The sequence below is a fragment of the Bifidobacterium pullorum DSM 20433 genome (assembly GCF_000771405.1).
Taxonomy (GTDB): domain Bacteria; phylum Actinomycetota; class Actinomycetes; order Actinomycetales; family Bifidobacteriaceae; genus Bifidobacterium; species Bifidobacterium pullorum.
This window is the reverse complement of the sequence record NZ_JDUI01000014.1, coordinates 25,952-44,642: the sequence shown is the minus strand read 5'-3', so window position 1 is coordinate 44,642 and position 18,691 is coordinate 25,952. Positions and strand designations below refer to the sequence as shown.

Annotated in this window: 15 protein-coding genes; 13 read left to right on the top strand and 2 right to left on the bottom strand. The window is 66.5% G+C overall.

The window, feature by feature from the left end:
• Positions 1 to 439: 439 nt before the first annotated feature.
• Positions 440 to 1,612 carry a histidine kinase gene (locus OU11_RS07830; RefSeq protein ID WP_152597120.1) on the bottom strand — a complete coding sequence of 391 codons (1,173 nt, stop codon included), beginning with the start codon at positions 1,610 to 1,612 and terminating at the stop codon, positions 440 to 442.
• Positions 1,588 to 2,256, bottom strand: a complete 669-nt coding sequence (locus tag OU11_RS07825; protein ID WP_033515915.1) for a response regulator transcription factor — start codon at positions 2,254 to 2,256, stop codon at positions 1,588 to 1,590. Before OU11_RS07825 ends, OU11_RS07830 begins: the two co-directional genes overlap by 25 nt.
• A 143-nt stretch (positions 2,257 to 2,399) precedes the next feature.
• Between OU11_RS07825 and OU11_RS07820 the strand changes: the two genes are divergently transcribed.
• From OU11_RS07820 to OU11_RS07760, 13 genes are all read left to right on the top strand, one after another.
• A complete protein-coding gene (locus OU11_RS07820) occupies positions 2,400 to 2,972 on the top strand; it encodes a LemA family protein (protein WP_033515914.1) in 573 nt (190 codons plus the stop codon).
• A 44-nt stretch (positions 2,973 to 3,016) separates the two neighbouring features.
• Positions 3,017 to 5,194 carry a DUF2207 domain-containing protein gene (locus OU11_RS07815; RefSeq protein WP_052122789.1) on the top strand — a complete coding sequence of 726 codons (2,178 nt, stop codon included), beginning with the start codon at positions 3,017 to 3,019 and terminating at the stop codon, positions 5,192 to 5,194.
• 69 nt (positions 5,195 to 5,263) lie between these two features.
• Positions 5,264 to 6,127, top strand: coding sequence for an aldo/keto reductase (locus OU11_RS07810; protein WP_033515910.1), 864 nt, complete (start codon positions 5,264 to 5,266; stop codon positions 6,125 to 6,127).
• A gap of 98 nt (positions 6,128 to 6,225) precedes the next feature.
• Complete coding sequence (locus OU11_RS07805; protein WP_033515938.1) at positions 6,226 to 7,608, top strand: peptidase U32 family protein; 1,383 nt, start codon at positions 6,226 to 6,228, stop codon at positions 7,606 to 7,608.
• Positions 7,609 to 7,707: 99 nt separating this feature from the next.
• A complete protein-coding gene (locus OU11_RS07800) occupies positions 7,708 to 8,709 on the top strand; it encodes a purine nucleoside phosphorylase YfiH/LACC1 family protein (protein ID WP_033515908.1) in 1,002 nt (333 codons plus the stop codon).
• Positions 8,710 to 8,864: 155 nt separating this feature from the next.
• Entirely contained in the window at positions 8,865 to 9,617 is a 753-nt protein-coding gene (locus OU11_RS07795; protein WP_052122788.1) for an IspD/TarI family cytidylyltransferase, read from the top strand.
• Between the two features lie 10 nt (positions 9,618 to 9,627).
• Positions 9,628 to 10,305: a pyroglutamyl-peptidase I gene (locus OU11_RS07790; protein ID WP_033515906.1), complete on the top strand. Its 678-nt coding sequence runs from the start codon at positions 9,628 to 9,630 to the stop codon at positions 10,303 to 10,305.
• A gap of 129 nt (positions 10,306 to 10,434) precedes the next feature.
• Entirely contained in the window at positions 10,435 to 11,817 is a 1,383-nt protein-coding gene (locus tag OU11_RS07785) for a DivIVA domain-containing protein (RefSeq protein WP_052122787.1), read from the top strand.
• Positions 11,818 to 11,976: 159 nt separating this feature from the next.
• Positions 11,977 to 13,311 carry a C1 family peptidase gene (locus OU11_RS07780; RefSeq protein WP_033515904.1) on the top strand — a complete coding sequence of 445 codons (1,335 nt, stop codon included), beginning with the start codon at positions 11,977 to 11,979 and terminating at the stop codon, positions 13,309 to 13,311.
• A gap of 310 nt (positions 13,312 to 13,621) precedes the next feature.
• The gene (locus tag OU11_RS07775) at positions 13,622 to 14,755 is read left to right on the top strand and encodes a 3-deoxy-7-phosphoheptulonate synthase (protein ID WP_033515902.1); all 1,134 of its coding nucleotides are present in this window, start codon (positions 13,622 to 13,624) and stop codon (positions 14,753 to 14,755) included.
• A 199-nt stretch (positions 14,756 to 14,954) separates the two neighbouring features.
• A complete protein-coding gene (locus tag OU11_RS07770) occupies positions 14,955 to 16,145 on the top strand; it encodes a 3-deoxy-7-phosphoheptulonate synthase (protein ID WP_052122786.1) in 1,191 nt (396 codons plus the stop codon).
• A 120-nt stretch (positions 16,146 to 16,265) separates the two neighbouring features.
• Positions 16,266 to 16,973 (top strand): 5'-methylthioadenosine/S-adenosylhomocysteine nucleosidase, encoded by a 708-nt coding sequence (gene mtnN, locus OU11_RS07765; protein WP_033515898.1) that lies wholly within the window; start codon positions 16,266 to 16,268, stop codon positions 16,971 to 16,973.
• Between the two features lie 210 nt (positions 16,974 to 17,183).
• The gene (locus OU11_RS07760) at positions 17,184 to 18,593 is read left to right on the top strand and encodes a sensor histidine kinase (protein WP_081963533.1); all 1,410 of its coding nucleotides are present in this window, start codon (positions 17,184 to 17,186) and stop codon (positions 18,591 to 18,593) included.
• Positions 18,594 to 18,691: the final 98 nt, after the last annotated feature.

Here is an 18,691-nt window from a genome sequence, read left to right as displayed (position 1 = left end):
TCTGGGAATGGATCACAGACACGGCAAGGCCGATCCCATTGGCCTGAACGTGTGACGGGAGCCCGCCGGTTACCAGCCGGCGGGCTCCCGTCGTATCAGTGGTGCGGGTTGTGCCTTATGGGCGGACAGCCCATATAGGCGTTGTAGGTTGCAGGATGCTCGCTGAGGGTGGCGTGCGCGGCTGTTGCCAAGGTGGTCTTCACAGGGTTTGCGTATCGCCCTGCATGATTCCAAAAACCCATCAATAATCTTCAAAATGCACAACGCCAATGGTCGATATGTGATAATTCTGAGACTTCTCGGCGTGTTTTCTGCAGAAAACTGCAGACGAGCTTGACGGATGACGGCGGATTGTGGAACCTATAACAAGTTTGGGATAGGGGAAGGCTGGACAGGGGAACGGAAGGCATCGCAGCGCCGCGCGCGGGAGGGCGCCGCGTCACTCGGTGGGCATGATTGTCGCCAATGTCCAATTGCGTCCGTGCTCTTCGACCTGCCAGGTGCCGCCCGCCTCGGTGATGCGCCTGCGCAGCCGGGCCAATCCCGTGTTCATGCCCGGCGTCGAATGCTCGGCATGGCAATCGGTGACGGCGATATGCAGCTGCGAAGGGGTGGCGGCGATCGTCATCGTGTAGCCGGCGGCGGGGTCGGCGTGCTGGACGATGTTGGAGAACATCTCCCGGACCAGGCTCAGCGCGAGTGTGGCCTGGGCCTGCGAACAGTGCGCGAACGGGTGCTCGCCGATCAGCACCGATCCCTGATATCCGTAAGTGTCCAGAAGCGTGCGCTGCTCCTCCGCCACGGCGAACAGCTGCTGTTCCAGATCGGATGCCGTGGGCTGGTACATGGTGTGCTCGTCGGCGTCATCGTCATGTTCCAGCGCGGCGATGGCCAGACGCGTCTGCTTGAGCGCGTCCTTCGCCAGGCCGCGGACGCGTTCCAGTGTGTCCGGCGCGGGGCTGTCCGGCTGGGTGAGCGCCAGGTCGGTCAGCATGAGGATGTTGTTCAGGTCGTTGGTGGTGTAATCATGCAGGTATTGGGCGATGGCCATGTCATGTTCCAGCCGTTCGGCGCGCCGGGCCCGCCGTTGCGCATCGTCCCACTGGCGCATCAGCCATCCGCCGGTGCAGGCGATGAGGCAGAAGACGCCCAGGGAGAGCGCCCCACCGCTGGCCATGGCGGAATCGTGATACAGGATGCCGGATATGACGCTGGCCGCCACCATGACGACCACGGCGGCGATGCCTTCCGCCGTCCGCCGGAACGTCAGGATATTGATGGCGAGTATGACGGCGAACAGCATGGAGAAGGTCGCCGCCGTGGGGATAAGCATCGAGGCCACCGCAAGGATCACGGTGAGTGCCGCGCCGAGACGCGCCTTGCGGAGCATCACCGCCGTGGCGCCGATCTGCGCCACGGTGAGCGCCGCGGTCGTGGCGATCGACGTGTCGTCCTTCGCGATGACGGCCAATCCTATCAGTTCCGCGATCGCGGAGATGACGATGATGACGCAGATCGAGATCAGCCACCATCGGTGGATGGAGGATACGCGCCGCACCGGCGCGGAGGCGGGTGCGCTATCGGGGGTTACAGGATGTGCAGTGTACGGCATCGTTCGATGACCTCATGCCATTCGTTGACGGCGAGTTTGCGTTTGATGTTGCGTCTGTGCGAGAACACGGTGTCGACGGATACGCCCAGTTCGTCGGCGATCTGCCGTGAGGTGAGATGTCCCATGCTGAGGGCGAGGATGCGCTGCTCGGCCGCGGTCAGATGGATGCCCGCCGGATTCGGCGCGTCGGCGGAGGTCGACACGTCCGGGAACATGTCGTCCTGCGGATAGTGGCGGCCCGCGGCTGCCGCCGTAATCGCGTCGGCCAGCGTGGTTCGAAGCGAGCTTTTGTCGAGCAGGGCCTGCGCCCCAGCCTCGGCCAGCGACTTGCGATACGCGTCCGGGGTGTACGAGGTGATGCCGATGATGCCCGTGCCGGGCGAGATCTTGCGGATCTCCGCCGCCACCTGCGCCCCGGTCAGCCCGTTGAGCGCCATGTCGATGATGACGACGTCGGTGTGCTGTCCGAACCGGCACTCCTGGATCGCCTGGGTGGGTCTGCTGTAGGACCATATGTCGGCCGTGCAGATGTCCGTTCCCGAAAGCTGCCTGAGGATGGCCACGATGCATTCCAGCGCGCAGGGGTCGTTGTCCAGTACGCCGATGCGCAGGCGGCGTTTGCCGGTGTCGAGTGAATCATTCATCCGGTGCCCCCTTCCTGACTTCGACTATAGCCCACGGGGCGAAGGACCGCCGTCGCCGGTGTCTCACCTGGTGCGGCGCGCATGTCCGCGCGCATCCCTACCTGTTGAGAGAATGGGGGCATCATACTACGGAAAGGATTCCCATGATCGTCGCTATCGTCATCGCAGTCATTGCGGTCCTGCTCATCCTGTGGGCGGTCGGCGCGTACAACTCCCTGGTGTCGCTGCGCAACCGCGTGGCGAACGGCTGGGCGCAGATCGACGTGCAGCTCAAGCAGCGCGCGGATCTGGTGCCGAACCTGGTGGAAACTGTCAAGGGCTACGCCGCGCACGAATCCGAGGTGTTCACCCAGGTCACCGAGGCCCGCGCCGGAGCGCTCGCCGCGGCGGCCGATCCCAAGGCTGGCGCCGCCGAGCGTGCCGCGGCCGAGAACAAGCTGAGCCGCGCCCTGGTCAACCTGCAGGCCACCGCGGAGGCCTACCCGCAGCTGCAGGCGAACCAGAACTTCATGGATCTGCAGAACCAGCTGAGCCAGCTGGAGCAGAAGATCGCCTACGCGCGCCAGTTCTACAACGATGTGGTGATGAAGTTCAACACCGCCATCGAAACGGTGCCGTCCAACATCATCGCCGGCTTGTTCCATTTCACCCAGGCCCAGTACTTCGAGGCGGACGAGCAGTCGCGCCAGGTGCCGCAGGTCAGCTTCTCCAAGTGAGTGGCCGGTGCCGGCGGCGTCGCACCGGCTGAAAGGGGATGACAATGTCCGGGAAGCATGCATTCGGTGCCGCCGCGGCCGCGGCGGTGATCACGGCGATTGCGGCCCTGCTCGCCACGTTCATCATCGTGTTCGGCGATGACGATGCCGCCATGAGCTACCGTTCGCTCGATTACGAGGTCACGGTGCAGCCCGACGGCGATCTGGAGATCACCCAGCATGTGGATTTGCGGCTCAACGAGCGCGAGGACGATGACGACAACACGGTGCCGTGGAAGCAGCTGTACCAGCAGTACCGTCTCAACCCCGACAACCTGACCGCCATCACCGGCGTCAGCGTCACCGACGCCTCCACCGGCGAAACCTACGCGCAGACCGACCCGCGCACCCCGTCCGGCATCGGCGACGACGAGTGGAACACGTCGTACGCGCGGCACTGGTACATCGCCGACGTGACCGATGGCGCGGACGACCCGCAACCCTATACGCCGGACGGCGACATCCGCGAGGAACGCGTGGTGGAGATCGGCTGGAACATCCCCGTCACCGTGGAAGCCGACAGCATACGCTTCGACATCACGATGACGTTCGAGGGTGTGACGACCGCGTACGACGACGTCGCCACGTTCCAGTGGGAGCCGTTCGGGCCGTCCAACCAGATGCCGATCGGCACCGTGACCGGCACGGTCCGGTTGCCGGACGGCGGCGACGGGAGCCTGACACGCGCCTGGCTGCACTTCTCCGGCACGTCGGAAACCTCGCGCAGCAACAACGTGCTGCAGTTCACCGCATACGACGTGCGCGCCGGCCAGCATCTCGACCTGGTCGCCATGGTCGACGTGAACGCCACCGACGGCGTCGTCCGCACCGCATCGGAGCGGGCCGCGGACCGCATCATCGACGACGAGAGCCGGCAGGAGCGCCAATGGCGCGAATCGCAGCAAGCTGCAGCCATCCGTCGGGTGGTGATTTGGGCGGTGCTGGCCGTGGTCGGCGTCGCGCTGATCATCTGGGGCGTGATCGCCTCAATCCGCAGCAACCGTGAGGCCGACTCCCGTGGCGGCATCGAATACTGGCGGGATCCGCCCGAGATCAGCCCCGCTTCGGCGGCGCGGCTGCTGTCGATCGTGCAGCCCGATGCCGCAGGGGATCTGCAAACCCGGCAGATGTCCTCCAGCGTGCTGTCGTTGGCGGACAAACACGTGATCGGCGTGCGTCCGGGCCCCGCCGACCTGTACGATGGCAGCGCCGCTGGCGACCGGTCGGCCGCGATATCCGCCGCGCAACGGTTCCCCGCGTTCTCGCAGACGGGCGGGAAACTCGACGACACCGCCACCATCACGCTCGATCCGGCGGTCGCATCCGGCGGAGTTCCGGAGGCGGATCTCAGCCAGTCCGAGGAGGCGGCGCTGAGCATGCTACAGGCCGCATCCAAACGCTGCGGGTCCGCGACGTTCGACCTGGAACGGATGAACGCGGCGTTCGAGGACGATGAGGACGGCTACGAGCTGCAGGAGGCGTTCGACACGGCCTGCGCCAACGAGTTCGCGCTGCTGGGCGCCACGCGCGCTGTGGGCGGACAGGCGCTGACGGCGGGCATCCTCGGCGTTGCCGTGGCGTTGGCCACGTTCCTGTTCAGTGGCGCCGAACAGCAATTGGCCGTGGCCCTGGTGCTGGGATGCCCGCTGCTGTTCGGGTCGGCGTTCGTGCTGTGCAGCATGCGCCGCACCGGGCTGACCGAGGAAGGCCGGCGGTTGGCCGGACAGGTGGTCGGTCTGAAACGGTATCTGGAGGATTTCAGCGATTTCTCCGACCGCGGCGTGGCCGATCTGACCCTATGGGACCGCTATCTGGTCTATGCAGCCGCCTTCGGCATCAGCGACACGGTGCTGCGGCAGCTGGCCGAAGCCTATCCGGAACTCTGCGACCCGAGCTGGCTGGACTCGTACGCCGCGGGACATGTGGTGTACTGGGCCTACCGACCCTACTGGTATGCCCACACGTGGAGCGCTGGAGCCGCGGCCCCCGTGACCGACATCGCCTCGTTCAGCGCCAACGTGGGCAACATCGGCGCCCACCTCGACGCCGGGTTCGCCGATATCGCGAGCACGTTCCAGGCCGCCGCGCCGGGGTCGTCCGGCGTCTCCGGCGGCTCGTTCTCCGGCGGCGGCTTCGGCGGATCCTCCGGCGGTTCCGGCGGCGGATCGTTCGGAGGACGATGACCGCGGATTCCGCGCCGGCAAGGGTAATCTGGACGAGGACGATCATCTATCGACGAAGGAGCAACCATCATGGTGATGCATCGCAATCTGGGGCCGTTCGACACCACGGCCATCGGTCTGGGCGAGATGCCCCTGACCATCGAGAACAACCTCGGCTGGGCCAAGGGCATCGAGACCATCCACGCCGCGCTGGACGCCGGCTGCCGTCACATCGACACCGCCTGGTCCTACTACTGCTCGGGCGGCGAGGAGCAGACCGGCGAGAAGCTGGTGCGCGAGGCGATGGACAGCTGGAAGGGCCCGAAGGACGAGGTGCTGATCGCTACCAAGGTCGGCCATTATCGCAACTTCACCGACGGCGTGCCCACCTGGGGCAAGGACGGCAAGCCCGAACACCTGATCCGCTACGCCAAGCAGTCCGCGCAGACGCTCGGCGTGGACACCATCGACCTGCTGTACTTCCACCGTCCCGACCCCGAAGTGCCGTACAACGAGTCCTGCGAGGCCATCAAGCAGTTGCTCGACGAGGGCGTGGCCCGCTGGGCGGGCATCTCGAACGCGTCGGTCGAACAGATCGACATCGCGCGCGGCATCCTCGGCGACAGGTTCGTGGCCGTGCAGAACCAGTATTCGCCGATCTACCTGGATACGCAGGATACGCTTGAGCACTGCGCGAAGCTCGGCATCGCCTTCGTGTGCTGGAGCCCGCTCGGCGGTTTCCGCAAGGCCAAGGACGAAACCAAGTTCGACCCGTTCCGCGAGGTGGCGGCCGCCCACGGTGTCAGCTACCAGCAGGTGGTGCTCGCCTGGGAGCTCGCCAAGGGCGACCATATGTTCGTCATCCCCGGCGCTCACCGGCCCGAGACGATTCTCGACAGCCTGAACGCCGGCGACCTCGAACTGACCGACGAGGAGCTCGCCAAGCTCGGCTGACGGCAGGGGAGAGCCCAACCCGTGGTACGCAACCGTATGGTTTAGGATTGCCTGCGCCATCGCCTACACTGGGATGCGCTATGAACGAGGAACACGTGATGCGCACCCGCAACAAGCCTGAAGTACTGGCCCCCGCCGGCAACCTGCGCGGCCTGAAGACCGCCGTGGACTACGGGGCGGACGCCGTATACTGCGGCGGCAAGGCGTTCGGCATGCGTTCGGCGCCGAAGAACCTGAGCCTGGAGGATTTCGAGGAGGGCTCGCGGTACGCCCATGAGCGCGGCGCGCGCGTGTACGTGACCTGCAACGTGCTGCCCCGCAACGCCGAGGTCGAGGAGCTCAAGGATTACTTGGGCCAGCTCAAGGACACCGGCGTGGACGCGCTGATTGTCACCGACATCGGCGTGATGATGGCCGCGCGCCGCATCGCCCCGAACCTGGAGATCCACATCTCCACGCAGGCCGGCGTCACCAACTATCTGGCCGCCAACGCCCTGTACGAGCTGGGCGCCAAGCGCGTCGTGCTCGCCCGTGAGATGGACCTGCAGGCCGTGCGCGACATCCGCGCGAACATCCCCGAGGACATGGACATCGAATGCTTCGTGCACGGCGCGATGTGCATGGCGTTCTCCGGGCGCTGCCTGTTCTCCAACTACCTGACCGGCCGCGACGGCAACCACGGCGAATGCGCCCAGCCCTGCCGCTGGAAATACTCGATCGTGGAGGAGAAACGCCCCGGCCGCTACTTCCCGATCGAACAGACCCAGGACGGCGCCTACCTGTTCAACTCGCAGGACATGAACATGCTCGAGCACCTCGACGACCTGATCGACGCGGGCGCCACCAGCCTCAAGATCGAGGGCCGCTCCAAGAGCGCCTACTACATCGCCGCCATGACGAACGCCTACAAGAGCGCCGTCAACGAGTACATGGTCCAGCGCGGCTTCGAGGACGAGGACGGCAACGAACTCGCCCCGTTCCACGATCGCGTGCGTCGCACGGCGCCGGGGGAGAGCCCCCGCGTCGGCGAGGCTGCCATCGAAACGGCCACCCCGGCGCCCGCCCCGGTCGACCTGCCGCAGTGGCTGCGCGAGGAGCCGTACAAGGTCGCCCATCGCGACTACAGCACCGGCTTCTACTATCCCGAACACCCCGTCACCCAGAACACCGACCGCAGCCACTACTTCCGGGAGTGGCTGGTCGTCGGCGAGACGCTCGGGTGGTCCCCGGAGGAGGGCGGCCGCCTGACCATCATGAGCCGCAACAAGATCGAAGCCGGCCAGTTGGTGGAATTCGTGCTGCCCGGCCGCGCCCCCTACGCCTACACGGTGCCGGAGGGCGGTTTCCGCGACGAGCACGGCATGTGGGTGCAGGAGATCAACAACCCCGCCCACGTGTTCTCCATGCCCTGCCCCGAACCGGTGCCGGTGAACGCCGCCATGCGCTCGCGCACCAGGCAGGCCACGATGAAGGCCGCATGAGCCGCCGCCACGCCTGCCGGACGCACGTCGAACGCGAGTCCCACGGCATGGCGCGGCCGGCCGACGGACGTCAGACCCATTCACGATAAGGAGCAACCGATGACCCAGTCCGAGTACGCGGACGAAATCCTGGACAGCAACGCGATCAGCCCCACCGACAAGGACGGCCGCCCGATTCCGGTGACCATCCCCGTCATGCTGGCCCCCGGCGTCAAGGTGGTCTACACCACGCGACTGGGCGGCGTGAGCCAGGGCGACGCCGCCGGACTCAACCTTGGCGGCAAGAACGGCGACGATCCGGCTCATGTGGCCGCCAACCGCGCCGCGCTCGCCGACGAGATCGACGCCCGGCTGTCGCTGGTCAGCCAGATTCACTCCGGCGTCGCCGTCGATGTGGACGAGACGTATGCGGACAACCGTGCGTATGGGTTCGACGCCACCGGCGGCACCGTGCCGGAGGATGAGGACGGCGAGGTGACGGTCGTCGAGGCGGACGCGCAGGTGACGACCCGACGCGGCGTCGCCCTGGGCGTGTTCGCCGCCGACTGTCTGCCGGTGCTGCTCGCCGACGCCGAGTCCGGTGTGGTCGGCGTCGCCCACTGCGGCCGACGTGGCCTGCAGCAGGGCGTGATCGGCGAAACCGTGCGGATGATGACCGCCAAGGGCGCGCGGGCCGACCGCATCGTGGCCACGCTCGGCCCGTGCATCTGCGGGGACTGCTATGAGGTGGGCGAGGCGATCGCCTCCGAATTCGACGCCCAGTTCCCCGGCACCGCCACCACTACGCGGTTCGGCGGCCCCGGCATCGACATCGCCGCGGCCGCGTTGCGGGAACTCGCCGCCGCTGGCATCGCAGGCGATCGCATCGTCGAATCCCGCCCGCGCGTGGCCGCCGCCACCCAGTACCTGTCCGAGGACGGGGAACTGGCTGAGCTGTGCCGCACGGACGGGGAGGGCGCGACCGAGCTGGCCGAGCGCATCGACGGCGTGCGCCACAGCCTGTGCACGCTCGAGAACCCGCTGTGGTATTCGCATCGCCGCGCCTCGCTGGCGAACAAGAACGGCGAGGGGCGCATGCTCGCCCTCATCGTGATGGAGTAGCGTGAGCGGCGCAGTGCGGTCGCGTGCCGGCACATTGAAGCCGGTCGCGCTGTGAACGGGACGCGGTCCCACTGTGCAGTCGGGCCGCATGGATTTGGTGCAGAAGCTGTCCGGCGATGTGACCGGGCGGCGGACAAGGCCTTACGGTGGTGGATATGAGTCAGAGAGAGCAGAGCGCGGTGCCCGTGGTGGCCGTGGTGTTGGCGGCGGGGTTCGGCACGCGGTTCGATCCGAACAATCCCAAGCAGCTGGTGTCGGTCGGCGGCAAGCCGATCGTGTGCTGGAGCATCGAGGCGTTCGAGACGAATCCGCGGATCACGGATATCGTGGTGGTGGTCAACCCGCAGGTGCGTGACGCCGTGGAACGGCTGATCGACGAGGCCGGATACCCGAAGGTGCGGATGATCCTCAACGGCGGCGCGGAACGTGCCGACAGCACCGCGGCCGCGTTGGAGGCGCTCGCCGCGGCCGGCATCCCCGGGGATGCGAAGATCCTGATCCATGATGCGGTGCGGCCGTTCGTCGCGCAATCCTCGATCGACGGGTGCGTGGCGGCGCTCGACCGGTTCACTGCGGCCACGGTGGCGTTTGCCTCCACCGATACGGTGCTGCTCACCCGCGATCTGGGCGACGTCAAGGTCGTCCGGTCGGTGCCGGAGCGCCCCCAGACGTTCCGGGCGCAGACCCCGCAGGCCTTCCGGTTCGCCACCATCCGCCGCGCCTACGCGCTGGCCGCCGGCGATCCGGATTTCCACCCGACCGACGACACCCGCGTGGTCGTCGACTACCTGCCGGACGAGCCTGTGGCGATCGTGGCCGGTAGCGAGACCAATCTCAAGGTCACCACGCTGGCCGACATGCCCACGGCCGAGCGCATCGCGGCGGGGATTCTCACCCAGCGCCGGTAGACTGGTCGGTATGCAGCAGTTCAGTGTGGTGATCTCCGGTTTCGACCATTACGAAGGCATCGACATCAACCCGTCGGCCGAGGCGCCCAGACTGTTGGCCGAACAGGGGCTCGGCATCTCAGCGGACATCGACGACCCGTTGTCGGGCGTGTCGGTGGACATCCATACGGTCGGGCTGCCGATCAGCTTCACCGACGCATGGCCCGAGCTCGAGCGGGTGCTGGACGCCGTCGAACCGGACATCGTCATCGCCACGGGACTCAAGCGTTCGGCGCGCGGCATCGCATTGGAACGGTGCGCGACGAACCTGATGGACGCTTCCGGGCGGGATGACGACGGCGTGGAGACGCGCCGCACCCCGATCGACCCCGACGGTCCCGCCGCCTATTGGACGCGCCTGCCGTTGCGCGCGATCCTGCGGGACTTCACCGCCGCGGACATCCCCGCCACCCTGAGCTCGGACGCCGGCACCTACGTGTGCAATTCGCTGTTCTACCACCTGATGCATTGGAATGCGGGACGGCGGCGTGTGCTGTCCGGATTCGTCAGCTTCCCCAAGGTCGCGCAGTCGGCCCATTCCCAGCAGGGACTGACGTTGGAGTGCCAGGTGGCGGCCTGCCGTTCCGTGGTGCGTGAGACGATCCGATACCATCTGAGCCCTTCGTCGGAGGAGATTCTGCTGGACTGAACGGCACGTCTGCGATTCTTGCGCGCCCTGTAAGAATATGGGCGTTTGCGGCGGTTGTACGGGCCGATTCCGCTAAAGTACACACCGGAACCCGTCCGAGGGGCGGGGCGGTGTGGAAAGGATACAACGATGGCGGAACGGTTCCCGGTCACATTGCGCGGTTACGACAAGGAACGGGTCGACGAGGCGTTCGACACGGCGCAACGGACGATTGCCCGGCTTCGCGAACAGGTCGAGGCCAGCGACAAGACGATTCTGCAACTGCAGGCGCGTCTGCAGGAGGAACGCAACAAGAACGAGGGACGGTCGGGCAGCTACGCGTCGCTGGGGGCGAGCGCGCAGCAGGTCCTGGCCTCAGCCGAACGGACCAGCACCGACCTGTTGGACAGGGCGAAGCGTGAGGCCGCGTCCACCAAGGCCGCGGCGCAGGAGCAGGCGTCGACGCTGCTGAACAACGCCCAGATGGATGCCCGTCGCGTGCTGGACGAGGCCAACGCCAAGGCCGCCACCCTGCTGGCCAACGCACGCAACGAGGCCGAGACCACCATCACCTCCGCGCAGGAGGACGCCGGGCAGCTGCGCGCGCAGACGGCCAAGCTGGTGAGCGAGCAGCGCCAGGCGATCGATCTGGAACTGACGAACACGCGCGAGGAGCAGGAGAAGCAGCTGGCTTCGACGCGCGCCACGCAGGAGCGCGAGATCGCCGACATGCGCGCCGAAGCCACCCAGCAGATCGCCGACCAGCGCAAGGCCGCGAACGAGGAGATCACTCGGCTGAAAAGCGAGAACAACGATCAGATCGAATCCGCGCTCTCGGAGGCGAACAGGAAGCTGGCCGAGGTGCGCGAACAGGTGACCAAGCTGATCGCGGACGCCCAGCGCAAGGCTTCGGAGATCGTGGATGAGGCCAAGGCCAAGGCGCAGGAGATCACCGACGATGCCGAGGTGCAGCGCACCAGGACGATGAGCCAGGTCACCGCCGAGGTCGAGCAGATCCGCGCGGATATCGCATCGCAGCAGGAGGGTGCCACCTCCAAGGTTCAGGAGCTGCTGGCCAGTCTGGAGGAGCGGCGCGAGCAGGCTCGGAAGGAATCCGAGGAACTGATCGCCCAGGCCAAGACCGCGCGCGACCAGGCCGATGCATACGCCGCCTCCAAGCGTGAGGAAGCCGACGCGCAGGCGTTCGCCATCCTGAGCAAGGCGGAGGAGCAGGCCGACTCCGACGTGGAGGAACGCCGCCGTGCCGCGCAGTCCGAGCTGGACGGCATGCAGGCGCGTATCGCCGAGATGCAGGAGCAGGAGTCCACCATCGCGCAGCGTGTGGATGAGCTGCGGGCGCTGTTCTCGAACGCGTTCAGCGGTTTCGGGGGCGAGGCGCAGGCGCCGGACGTGCCGGTGGTCAACGCCGTGGCCGGCGAGCCCGGCGCCGCCGACGGCGAGGACGTCCCCGCCGGGGGCGCCGACGAGACGGCGGTGTCCGAGAACCCCTCGGATGGCGGCGGCATGCAGTGACGACACCACGTCGGCCGGTCCTGTCGTTTCTCGACGAGTGAGGCTAGACTCGTAGCGACTGTTGCATCGCGGCATCATGCCTCCCGAAGGCGGGTGCCGCGAAACCATGTGTCGTGGCCGGGTCACGCCGGTCCGTCATATCTCTAGGAAAGGAACGACATGGCTGAACTCACGCCGCTGAGCGCCGAGACTCTCGGCGAACTGTGCGCTGATTTCGATTCCAACGCTGCGAACCGTCTGGCGATGAACGCCGTCACCGCCGCGGGCATCGACAAGGTGGCCCGCAACTATGACCGCGCCCGTCTGCTGCAGCGTCGATTCTCCGTGACCGTGGACAACGGCACGGTGACGCATCAGGATCGTTCCGGCCGCTGCTGGCTGTTCAGCTCCCTGAACGTGGCCCGTTTCGTCGCCAAGAAGAACATGGGCCTCAAGGAGTTCGAGTTCTCGCAGAACTACGCGATGTACTTCGACAAGCTCGAGCGCATCAACTACTTCCTCAAGGACATGGCCGCGCTGGTCGAGGCCGGCGAACCCGCCGACTCCCGTCTGGTGCAGCACCTGCTCGCCGATGTGATGGGTGACGGCGGCCAGTGGACGATGGCGATGAACATCTACAAGAAGTACGGCGCCGTACCCAAGGACCTGTTCCCGGAGACCGAGTCCTCCAAGAACACCGGCCCGATGAACACCCAGCTGCGTTCGATGCTGCACACCGAGGTGGCGCGCATGTTCGCCGACCCGTCGAAGATCGACGAGATCGTGGCCGAGGGCGTGGCCGCCGGCCACCGCATCCTGACGATCCACCTGGGCGAGCCGCCGAAGAGCTTCGACTGGGAGTGGACCGACGAGCAGGGCGAGTTCCATCGCGACGGCGAGATCACGCCCGTCGAGTTCTGGAACAAGTACGTGGACGCCGGTCTGGAGGACTACGTGTGCCTGGTCGACGATCCGCGCACCGAGCATCCGAAGGGCAAGAAGATCGCCATCGAGCATCTGGGCAACGTGGCGGGTGGCGACCCGACCGAGTACCTCAACGTGCCGAACCAGTTCATGAAGGACTGCGTGCGCCGCATCCTGTCCGAGCAGGGCATCCCGGTGTGGTTCGGCGCCGACTGCGGCCCGATGATGGATCGCGAATCCGGCGCCTGGGCCACGGACCTGTTCGAGTACGGCCATGTCTACGGCTTCGACTTCGACCTGGACAAGGAGCAGCGCGTGCGCTTCGGCGACTCCGCGATGAACCATGCCATGGCCTTCGTCGGCGTGGACGTTGACGACGACGGCACCACCACCCGCCGCTGGCGCGTGGAGAACTCCTGGGGCGACAAGATCGCCGACAAGGGCTACTTCACGATGAGCGACGACTGGTTCACCGAGTTCGTCTACGAGGTGGCCGTGCCCAAGAGCATGCTCCCCGAGGAGTATCAGAAGGCCCTCGAAGAACCCGCCATCGCCCTGCCCGCTTGGGACCCGATGGGCGCGCTCGCCTGAAGGCGAGCACGCCTGAGCCGACGCGCCGTGAAGCGGACGCCCCAGTGGGGCGTCCGTAGGCGCGGCCCACGATCGTGAGATCGTGGGGAACGGCGAAGGTCGGATTGAGCCCGGCCGTAGGCCGGTCCATAATTGCAGGGGCCGGAGGCCACTTGCGTGAAACGCCAGACCGCCTGAGCCTTTTGACCCGCCGGTTGCATCCCACGATGCAGTCGGCGGGTTTCCGTATTCCGGGCCCATCTATTATGGTGGGGTGTTCAGTATGACCGTAGGCGGTGCGTCGCGTCGCCATGATGAAGAGAGGTGAAGGATGGCGGGTCTGCGTGGTCCGGACAGTTCCGAGGACGAGCATCGTTTGGATGAGCGCGCCGTCTTTCCCGAGACGGTCGACGTCAACATCCGCCAATTGGATCCGATCCCCGCGCCGCGTGCGTTCCTGCGTGAACTGCCGCTGACCGACGAGATGGGCGATCTGGTGCTGCGCTCCCGTCAGGAGATCCGTGACGTGCTGCACGGCCGGGACGACCGCCTGCTGGCGATCGTGGGCCCCTGTTCGATCCATGATCCGAAGGCGGCGCACGAGTACGCCGAACGGCTCGCCGCCGTGAACCGGGAGCTCAATGACCGTCTGGTCATCGTCATGCGCACGTATTTCGAGAAGCCGCGTACCACGATCGGATGGAAGGGGCTGATCAACGATCCCGATCTCGACGGCCGGTTCAACATCCGCAAGGGCATGTGGCTGGCGCGCAAGGTGCTGACCGATGTGCTGTCGATGGGCCTGCCCACCGCCATCGAATGGCTGGACCCGATCACCCCGCAGTACCTGTGCGACCTGATCTGCTGGGGAGCGATCGGCGCGCGGAACACGGAAAGCCAGGTGCACCGCGAGCTGGCCAGCGGCCTGTCGATGCCGATCGGCTTCAAGAACTCCACCGACGGCTCCATCAAGGCGGCCGCCGACTCCTGCTACACCTCGGCGTTCGAGCATCATTTCCTGTCCATCAATCTGGACGGCCGCGTCATCTCCGCGGAGACCAAGGGCAATCCCGACTGCCATCTGGTGTTGCGCGGCTCCTCCCACGGTCCGAACTACGATCCGGAATCGGTCGCCGCGGCCCTCGAGGCGCTGAAGGCGTCCAAGGCGTCCGGGCCGAGCGAACACGGTCTGGTCATCGACGCCGCGCACGGCAACTGCGGCAAGGACGAGAACCGTGAGGCCGAGGTGGTCGAGGAGATCGCCGCCCGCATCGCCCAAGGCGAGCAGGGCATCCTCGGCGTGATGATGGAAAGTTTCTTGAAGGGCGGCCACCAGAAGCCGGCCCCGCTGGACCAGCTGGTCTACGGCCAGTCGATCACCGACGCCTGCGTGCCGTGGGAGCGCACCGAGCAGCTGCTGCGCACCCTGGCCGATGCCGTCACCGCCCGCCGCGCCCTGGCCTAGGTCCCGTCCCCGTCCGTGTTGTCGCCTTCGTGTGACAACTCGGCGATATGGGTGTTGCCTGGTGTCCGTGTTGTCGTCTTCGTGCGACAACACGCGCATGGGACGCGGGTTGTGGCGAATGGTGTGACCTCAGGCGGAAGGCCAGTGGGCTTGTATTGGGGCTGCTATTGTGGTGGCAGATGCAAGGAAGAGGGTGTGCATGCAGCAGGAACCGCAGCCGTTGAACAGTCCTGAGGACGTCGAGGCGATCCGTAAAGTCATCCGCGAGGGCGGCAATCCGCTGATCGAGACCGACGTGCCGCGTTGGGAGGATCAGGTCGGCGTCAGCCGTATCGTCAACCGCCGTGTGGTGGAGATCGAGCCATTGCCCACACCCGCCCAGGTGCTTGCCGATATGCCGCTGTCCGAGGACGCGCAGCGCGTGGTGGTCGAATCCCGCGACGCGATCCGTGACGTGCTGCACGGCCGCGACGACCGTCTGCTGGTGATCGTCGGCCCATGCTCGGTCCATGACCCGAAGGCCGCACTCGACTATGCGCGCCGACTGGCCGCGTTACATGGCGAACTTAAGGACGAGCTGCTCATCGTCATGCGCGTCTATTTCGAGAAGCCGCGCACCACGGTTGGTTGGAAGGGTCTGATCAACGATCCGGACATCGACGGCAGCCACAACATCCGCAAGGGACTGCTGCTCGCCCGCCGCGTGCTACTGAGCGTGCTGGACGAGGGCGTGCCCGCCGCCACCGAGTTCCTGGAGCCCACCAGTCCGCAGTACATCGCCGATGCGGTGAGCTGGGGCGCGATCGGCGCCCGCAACACGGAAAGCCAGATTCACCGTCAGCTGGCCAGCGGCCTGTCGATGCCGATCGGCTTCAAGAACGCTACCGACGGTTCGGTCAAGGCCGCGATCAACGGCTGCTACGCCGCCTCGCAGCAGCACGGGTTCTTCGGCGTGGACCATTTGGGTCGCGCCTGCGTGGTCGAAACATTGGGCAATCCCGACTGCCATGTGGTGCTGCGCGGGTCGAGCCATGGCCCGAACTATGACGCCGGTTCGATCGCGGCGGCGATGACCGAGGCGCGCGCCGAGATGCCGGAGGGTGCGGCCGCCGTCTGCGGCCTGGTGGTGGACTGCTCGCATGGCAACTCCGGCAAGGACGAGCACCGGCAGGCCGAGGTCGTGCGTGAGCTGGCCGCCCGCATCGCGGCGGGGGAGCCGGACATCGCCGGCCTGATGATGGAGAGTTTCATCGAAGGCGGCAGTCAGCCCGCCGGTCCGCTGGACACACTGATCTACGGCCGGTCGATCACCGACCGCTGCATCTCCTGGCCCGACACCGAGGCTCTGCTGCGCGAATTGGCGCAGGCGGTCAAGACCCGCCGCGGCTGACGTGGCACTGAACAATCAAAAACCGATATACGCCCGTTCCGTACCGCGGGCAACTCGCGCGCCAGGCTCCGGTGTAGGCTGAACGCAGCGAAACCCTACCAACCGAGAACAGGAGCCACCATGACCACCGTCGCCATCATCGGTGCTTTGGAGGAGGAAGTCGCGCATATCGCCGACTCCCTCGAGGACGCCACTCACATCGCCGCCGCCAGCCTGGACGTGGTCCGCGGCACGCTGACCGCTGAGGACGGCGGAACAATCAATGTCGCCGCCACCGTCGGCGGCATGGGCCTGGTCAACGCGGCGGCCACCACGCAGTACCTCATCGACCTGTGCCATCCCGACGCGGTGATCTTTTCCGGCATCGCCGGCAACCTCAACAAGGCGTTGCACATCAACGACGTGGTCCTCGGCGGCACGCTGCGCTACCTGGATACCGACATGCGTCTGGTCGGCCAGTGGAAGCCCGGCACCCCGGACCGGCAGGTCACCGAGTTCCACTCCGACCCGCGCCTGCTCGCCGTGGCCGGTGCCGCGCTCGAACGGATGGGCATCACCCACATCGCCGGCACCATCGCCTCCGGCAACTACTTCGTCGACACCCCGGAACAGGTGAACGCCGTCATCGAAGCCACCGGCGCCGACGCGGTGGAGATGGAAGGCGCCGCAGTGGCGCACGTGGCCGCCCGCAACGACGTGCCCGCACTGGTCATCCGCGCGCTGAGCGACAACGCCGACACCGACTACGAGGAGTTCCGCACCTTCGACATCTCCGCCTACGCCGACACAGCCGCCAAGCTGACCGTCGACATCCTGCGTCACCTGTGATTCGCCCGTACCATCGCCTGCGGGGTTCGCGCCAACGGCATGGTGTGGCCGTGATGCAATCCATCCGCGTGTCCGGGGCGGGTATGGCCGTCGGTAGGTGAACTTTCGGCAAACCGACGGTGGATATTCGGTACCGCGCTCGCACCCGGTCCCGCACCCCGCTACGCTGGTCTCAAGACTACGTAGTGCATCGGGGAAGGCTCATCGACGATGGAGAACTGGCAGATCGCGCTGCTGATCGCGGCCATGGTGGCCGTGGTCCTGCTCGCCGCGGCCGTGGCGTACGGTCGCGGGCGCGAACGAGGCGAGCTGGACGCGCGTCCGGCGGCGGGAAACGGCGGACACAGCCTGTTCGACTCGGACACCTCGGCATCGCAGACCGAACGACGGTTCGTCGAGGTGATGCCGGACGCGCTGATCGTCGCCGACGCCGGTGGGTCGGCGGCCTATGTCAGCGACAAGGCCGCGGCGTTGAATCTGGTGCGTCAGGGCCGGCTGGTGTCCGAGGATATCGGCGAGGTGCTGGCGTTGGTCGCCGCCGACGGCCGTGTGCGCGAACGCGAGATGCGGATCACGCTGCCGGGCGTCGGAACACGCGGCGAGGCGGACGGTCGGGGCCTGCGCGCCGGCGAGACGGTGCCGACGGACACCCTGTATCTGCGGGTGCGCATCGGCGCCATCTCGGACGGTATGTATGCGATCTTCCTGCGGGATATGGGCGAGCAGCGGCGGTTCGAGGTGATGCGTCGCGATTTCGTGACGAACGTCTCCCACGAGTTGAAGACCCCGTCCGGAGCGATCTCGCTACTGGCCGAGACGATCGGCGACGCCGCCGACGATCCCGACGCCGTGCGGTACTTCGCGGGGCGGATCGAGAAGGAATCGCATCGTCTGACCGAGCTTGTGCACAAGCTGATCGAGCTGCAGCGCGCGCAGGACGCCTCGGCGATGGCGGACGCCAGGCCGCAATCGGTTATCGCGATGGTGCGCGAGTCGATTGCCGCGAACGAGGTGCAGGCCGAAGCCAAGCACATCGGCATCGTGTTGTCGCTGAACGGGCGTGTGCTGCCGCTCGATACGGCGGAGAGCCCGACGGACGACGTGACGGTGGTGGTCGGACACGAGCCGTTCACCACGGCCATCAAGAACCTGGTCGAGAACGCGATCCACTACTCGCCGGAACACACGACGGTGAGCGTGGGCGTCGACGTCTCCGATGGCAAGGTACGCATCCGCGTGGTCGATCAGGGCATCGGCATCCCCGCGCATTCGCTGGACCGCATTTTCGAGCGGTTCTATCGGGTCGATCCGGCGCGCTCGCGCGAAACCGGAGGCTCCGGGCTGGGGTTGGCGATCACCCGGCATTGCGTGCAGGAGTGCGGCGGCACGATCGCCGTATGGTCGCGCGAGGGGGAGGGGTCCACCTTCACCGTGGAACTGCCGGTGGCACCGAATCCGGGACAGGCCGAACAAGCCGAACGGACCGAGCAAGGGGAGACGCCCGAACAGGCCGAACAGCCCGAAAGGACCGAACGGGTTGGGCAAGTCGAACAGACCGAACGGGCTGAACGGGTTGGACAGGCCGAACAACCTGCGGGCGGCGATTCGCCCACCGCGTAGCCCGGGCCGAAAATTACGTAGTTCGCGGAACGATGGATACCGCGCCGCAACGGCCGGTACGATGACACATATAAGACAGGCATTACAGCAACTATCGA

Bases quoted from the DNA above. Each gene is read 5' to 3' on its own strand.
- OU11_RS07760 (WP_081963533.1), top strand. From the start codon at position 17,184: ATGGAGAACTGGCAGATCGCGCTGCTGATCGCGGCCATGGTGGCCGTG.
- OU11_RS07820 (WP_033515914.1), top strand. From the start codon at position 2,400: ATGATCGTCGCTATCGTCATCGCAGTCATTGCGGTCCTGCTCATCCTG.
- OU11_RS07825 (WP_033515915.1), bottom strand. From the start codon at position 2,256: ATGAATGATTCACTCGACACCGGCAAACGCCGCCTGCGCATCGGCGTA.
- OU11_RS07780 (WP_033515904.1), top strand. From the start codon at position 11,977: ATGGCTGAACTCACGCCGCTGAGCGCCGAGACTCTCGGCGAACTGTGC.
- OU11_RS07815 (WP_052122789.1), top strand. From the start codon at position 3,017: ATGTCCGGGAAGCATGCATTCGGTGCCGCCGCGGCCGCGGCGGTGATC.
- OU11_RS07810 (WP_033515910.1), top strand. From the start codon at position 5,264: ATGGTGATGCATCGCAATCTGGGGCCGTTCGACACCACGGCCATCGGT.
- OU11_RS07830 (WP_152597120.1), bottom strand. From the start codon at position 1,612: ATGCCGTACACTGCACATCCTGTAACCCCCGATAGCGCACCCGCCTCC.
- OU11_RS07785 (WP_052122787.1), top strand. From the start codon at position 10,435: ATGGCGGAACGGTTCCCGGTCACATTGCGCGGTTACGACAAGGAACGG.
- OU11_RS07805 (WP_033515938.1), top strand. From the start codon at position 6,226: ATGCGCACCCGCAACAAGCCTGAAGTACTGGCCCCCGCCGGCAACCTG.
- OU11_RS07775 (WP_033515902.1), top strand. From the start codon at position 13,622: ATGGCGGGTCTGCGTGGTCCGGACAGTTCCGAGGACGAGCATCGTTTG.
- OU11_RS07770 (WP_052122786.1), top strand. From the start codon at position 14,955: ATGCAGCAGGAACCGCAGCCGTTGAACAGTCCTGAGGACGTCGAGGCG.
- mtnN (WP_033515898.1), top strand. From the start codon at position 16,266: ATGACCACCGTCGCCATCATCGGTGCTTTGGAGGAGGAAGTCGCGCAT.
- OU11_RS07790 (WP_033515906.1), top strand. From the start codon at position 9,628: ATGCAGCAGTTCAGTGTGGTGATCTCCGGTTTCGACCATTACGAAGGC.
- OU11_RS07800 (WP_033515908.1), top strand. From the start codon at position 7,708: ATGACCCAGTCCGAGTACGCGGACGAAATCCTGGACAGCAACGCGATC.
- OU11_RS07795 (WP_052122788.1), top strand. From the start codon at position 8,865: ATGAGTCAGAGAGAGCAGAGCGCGGTGCCCGTGGTGGCCGTGGTGTTG.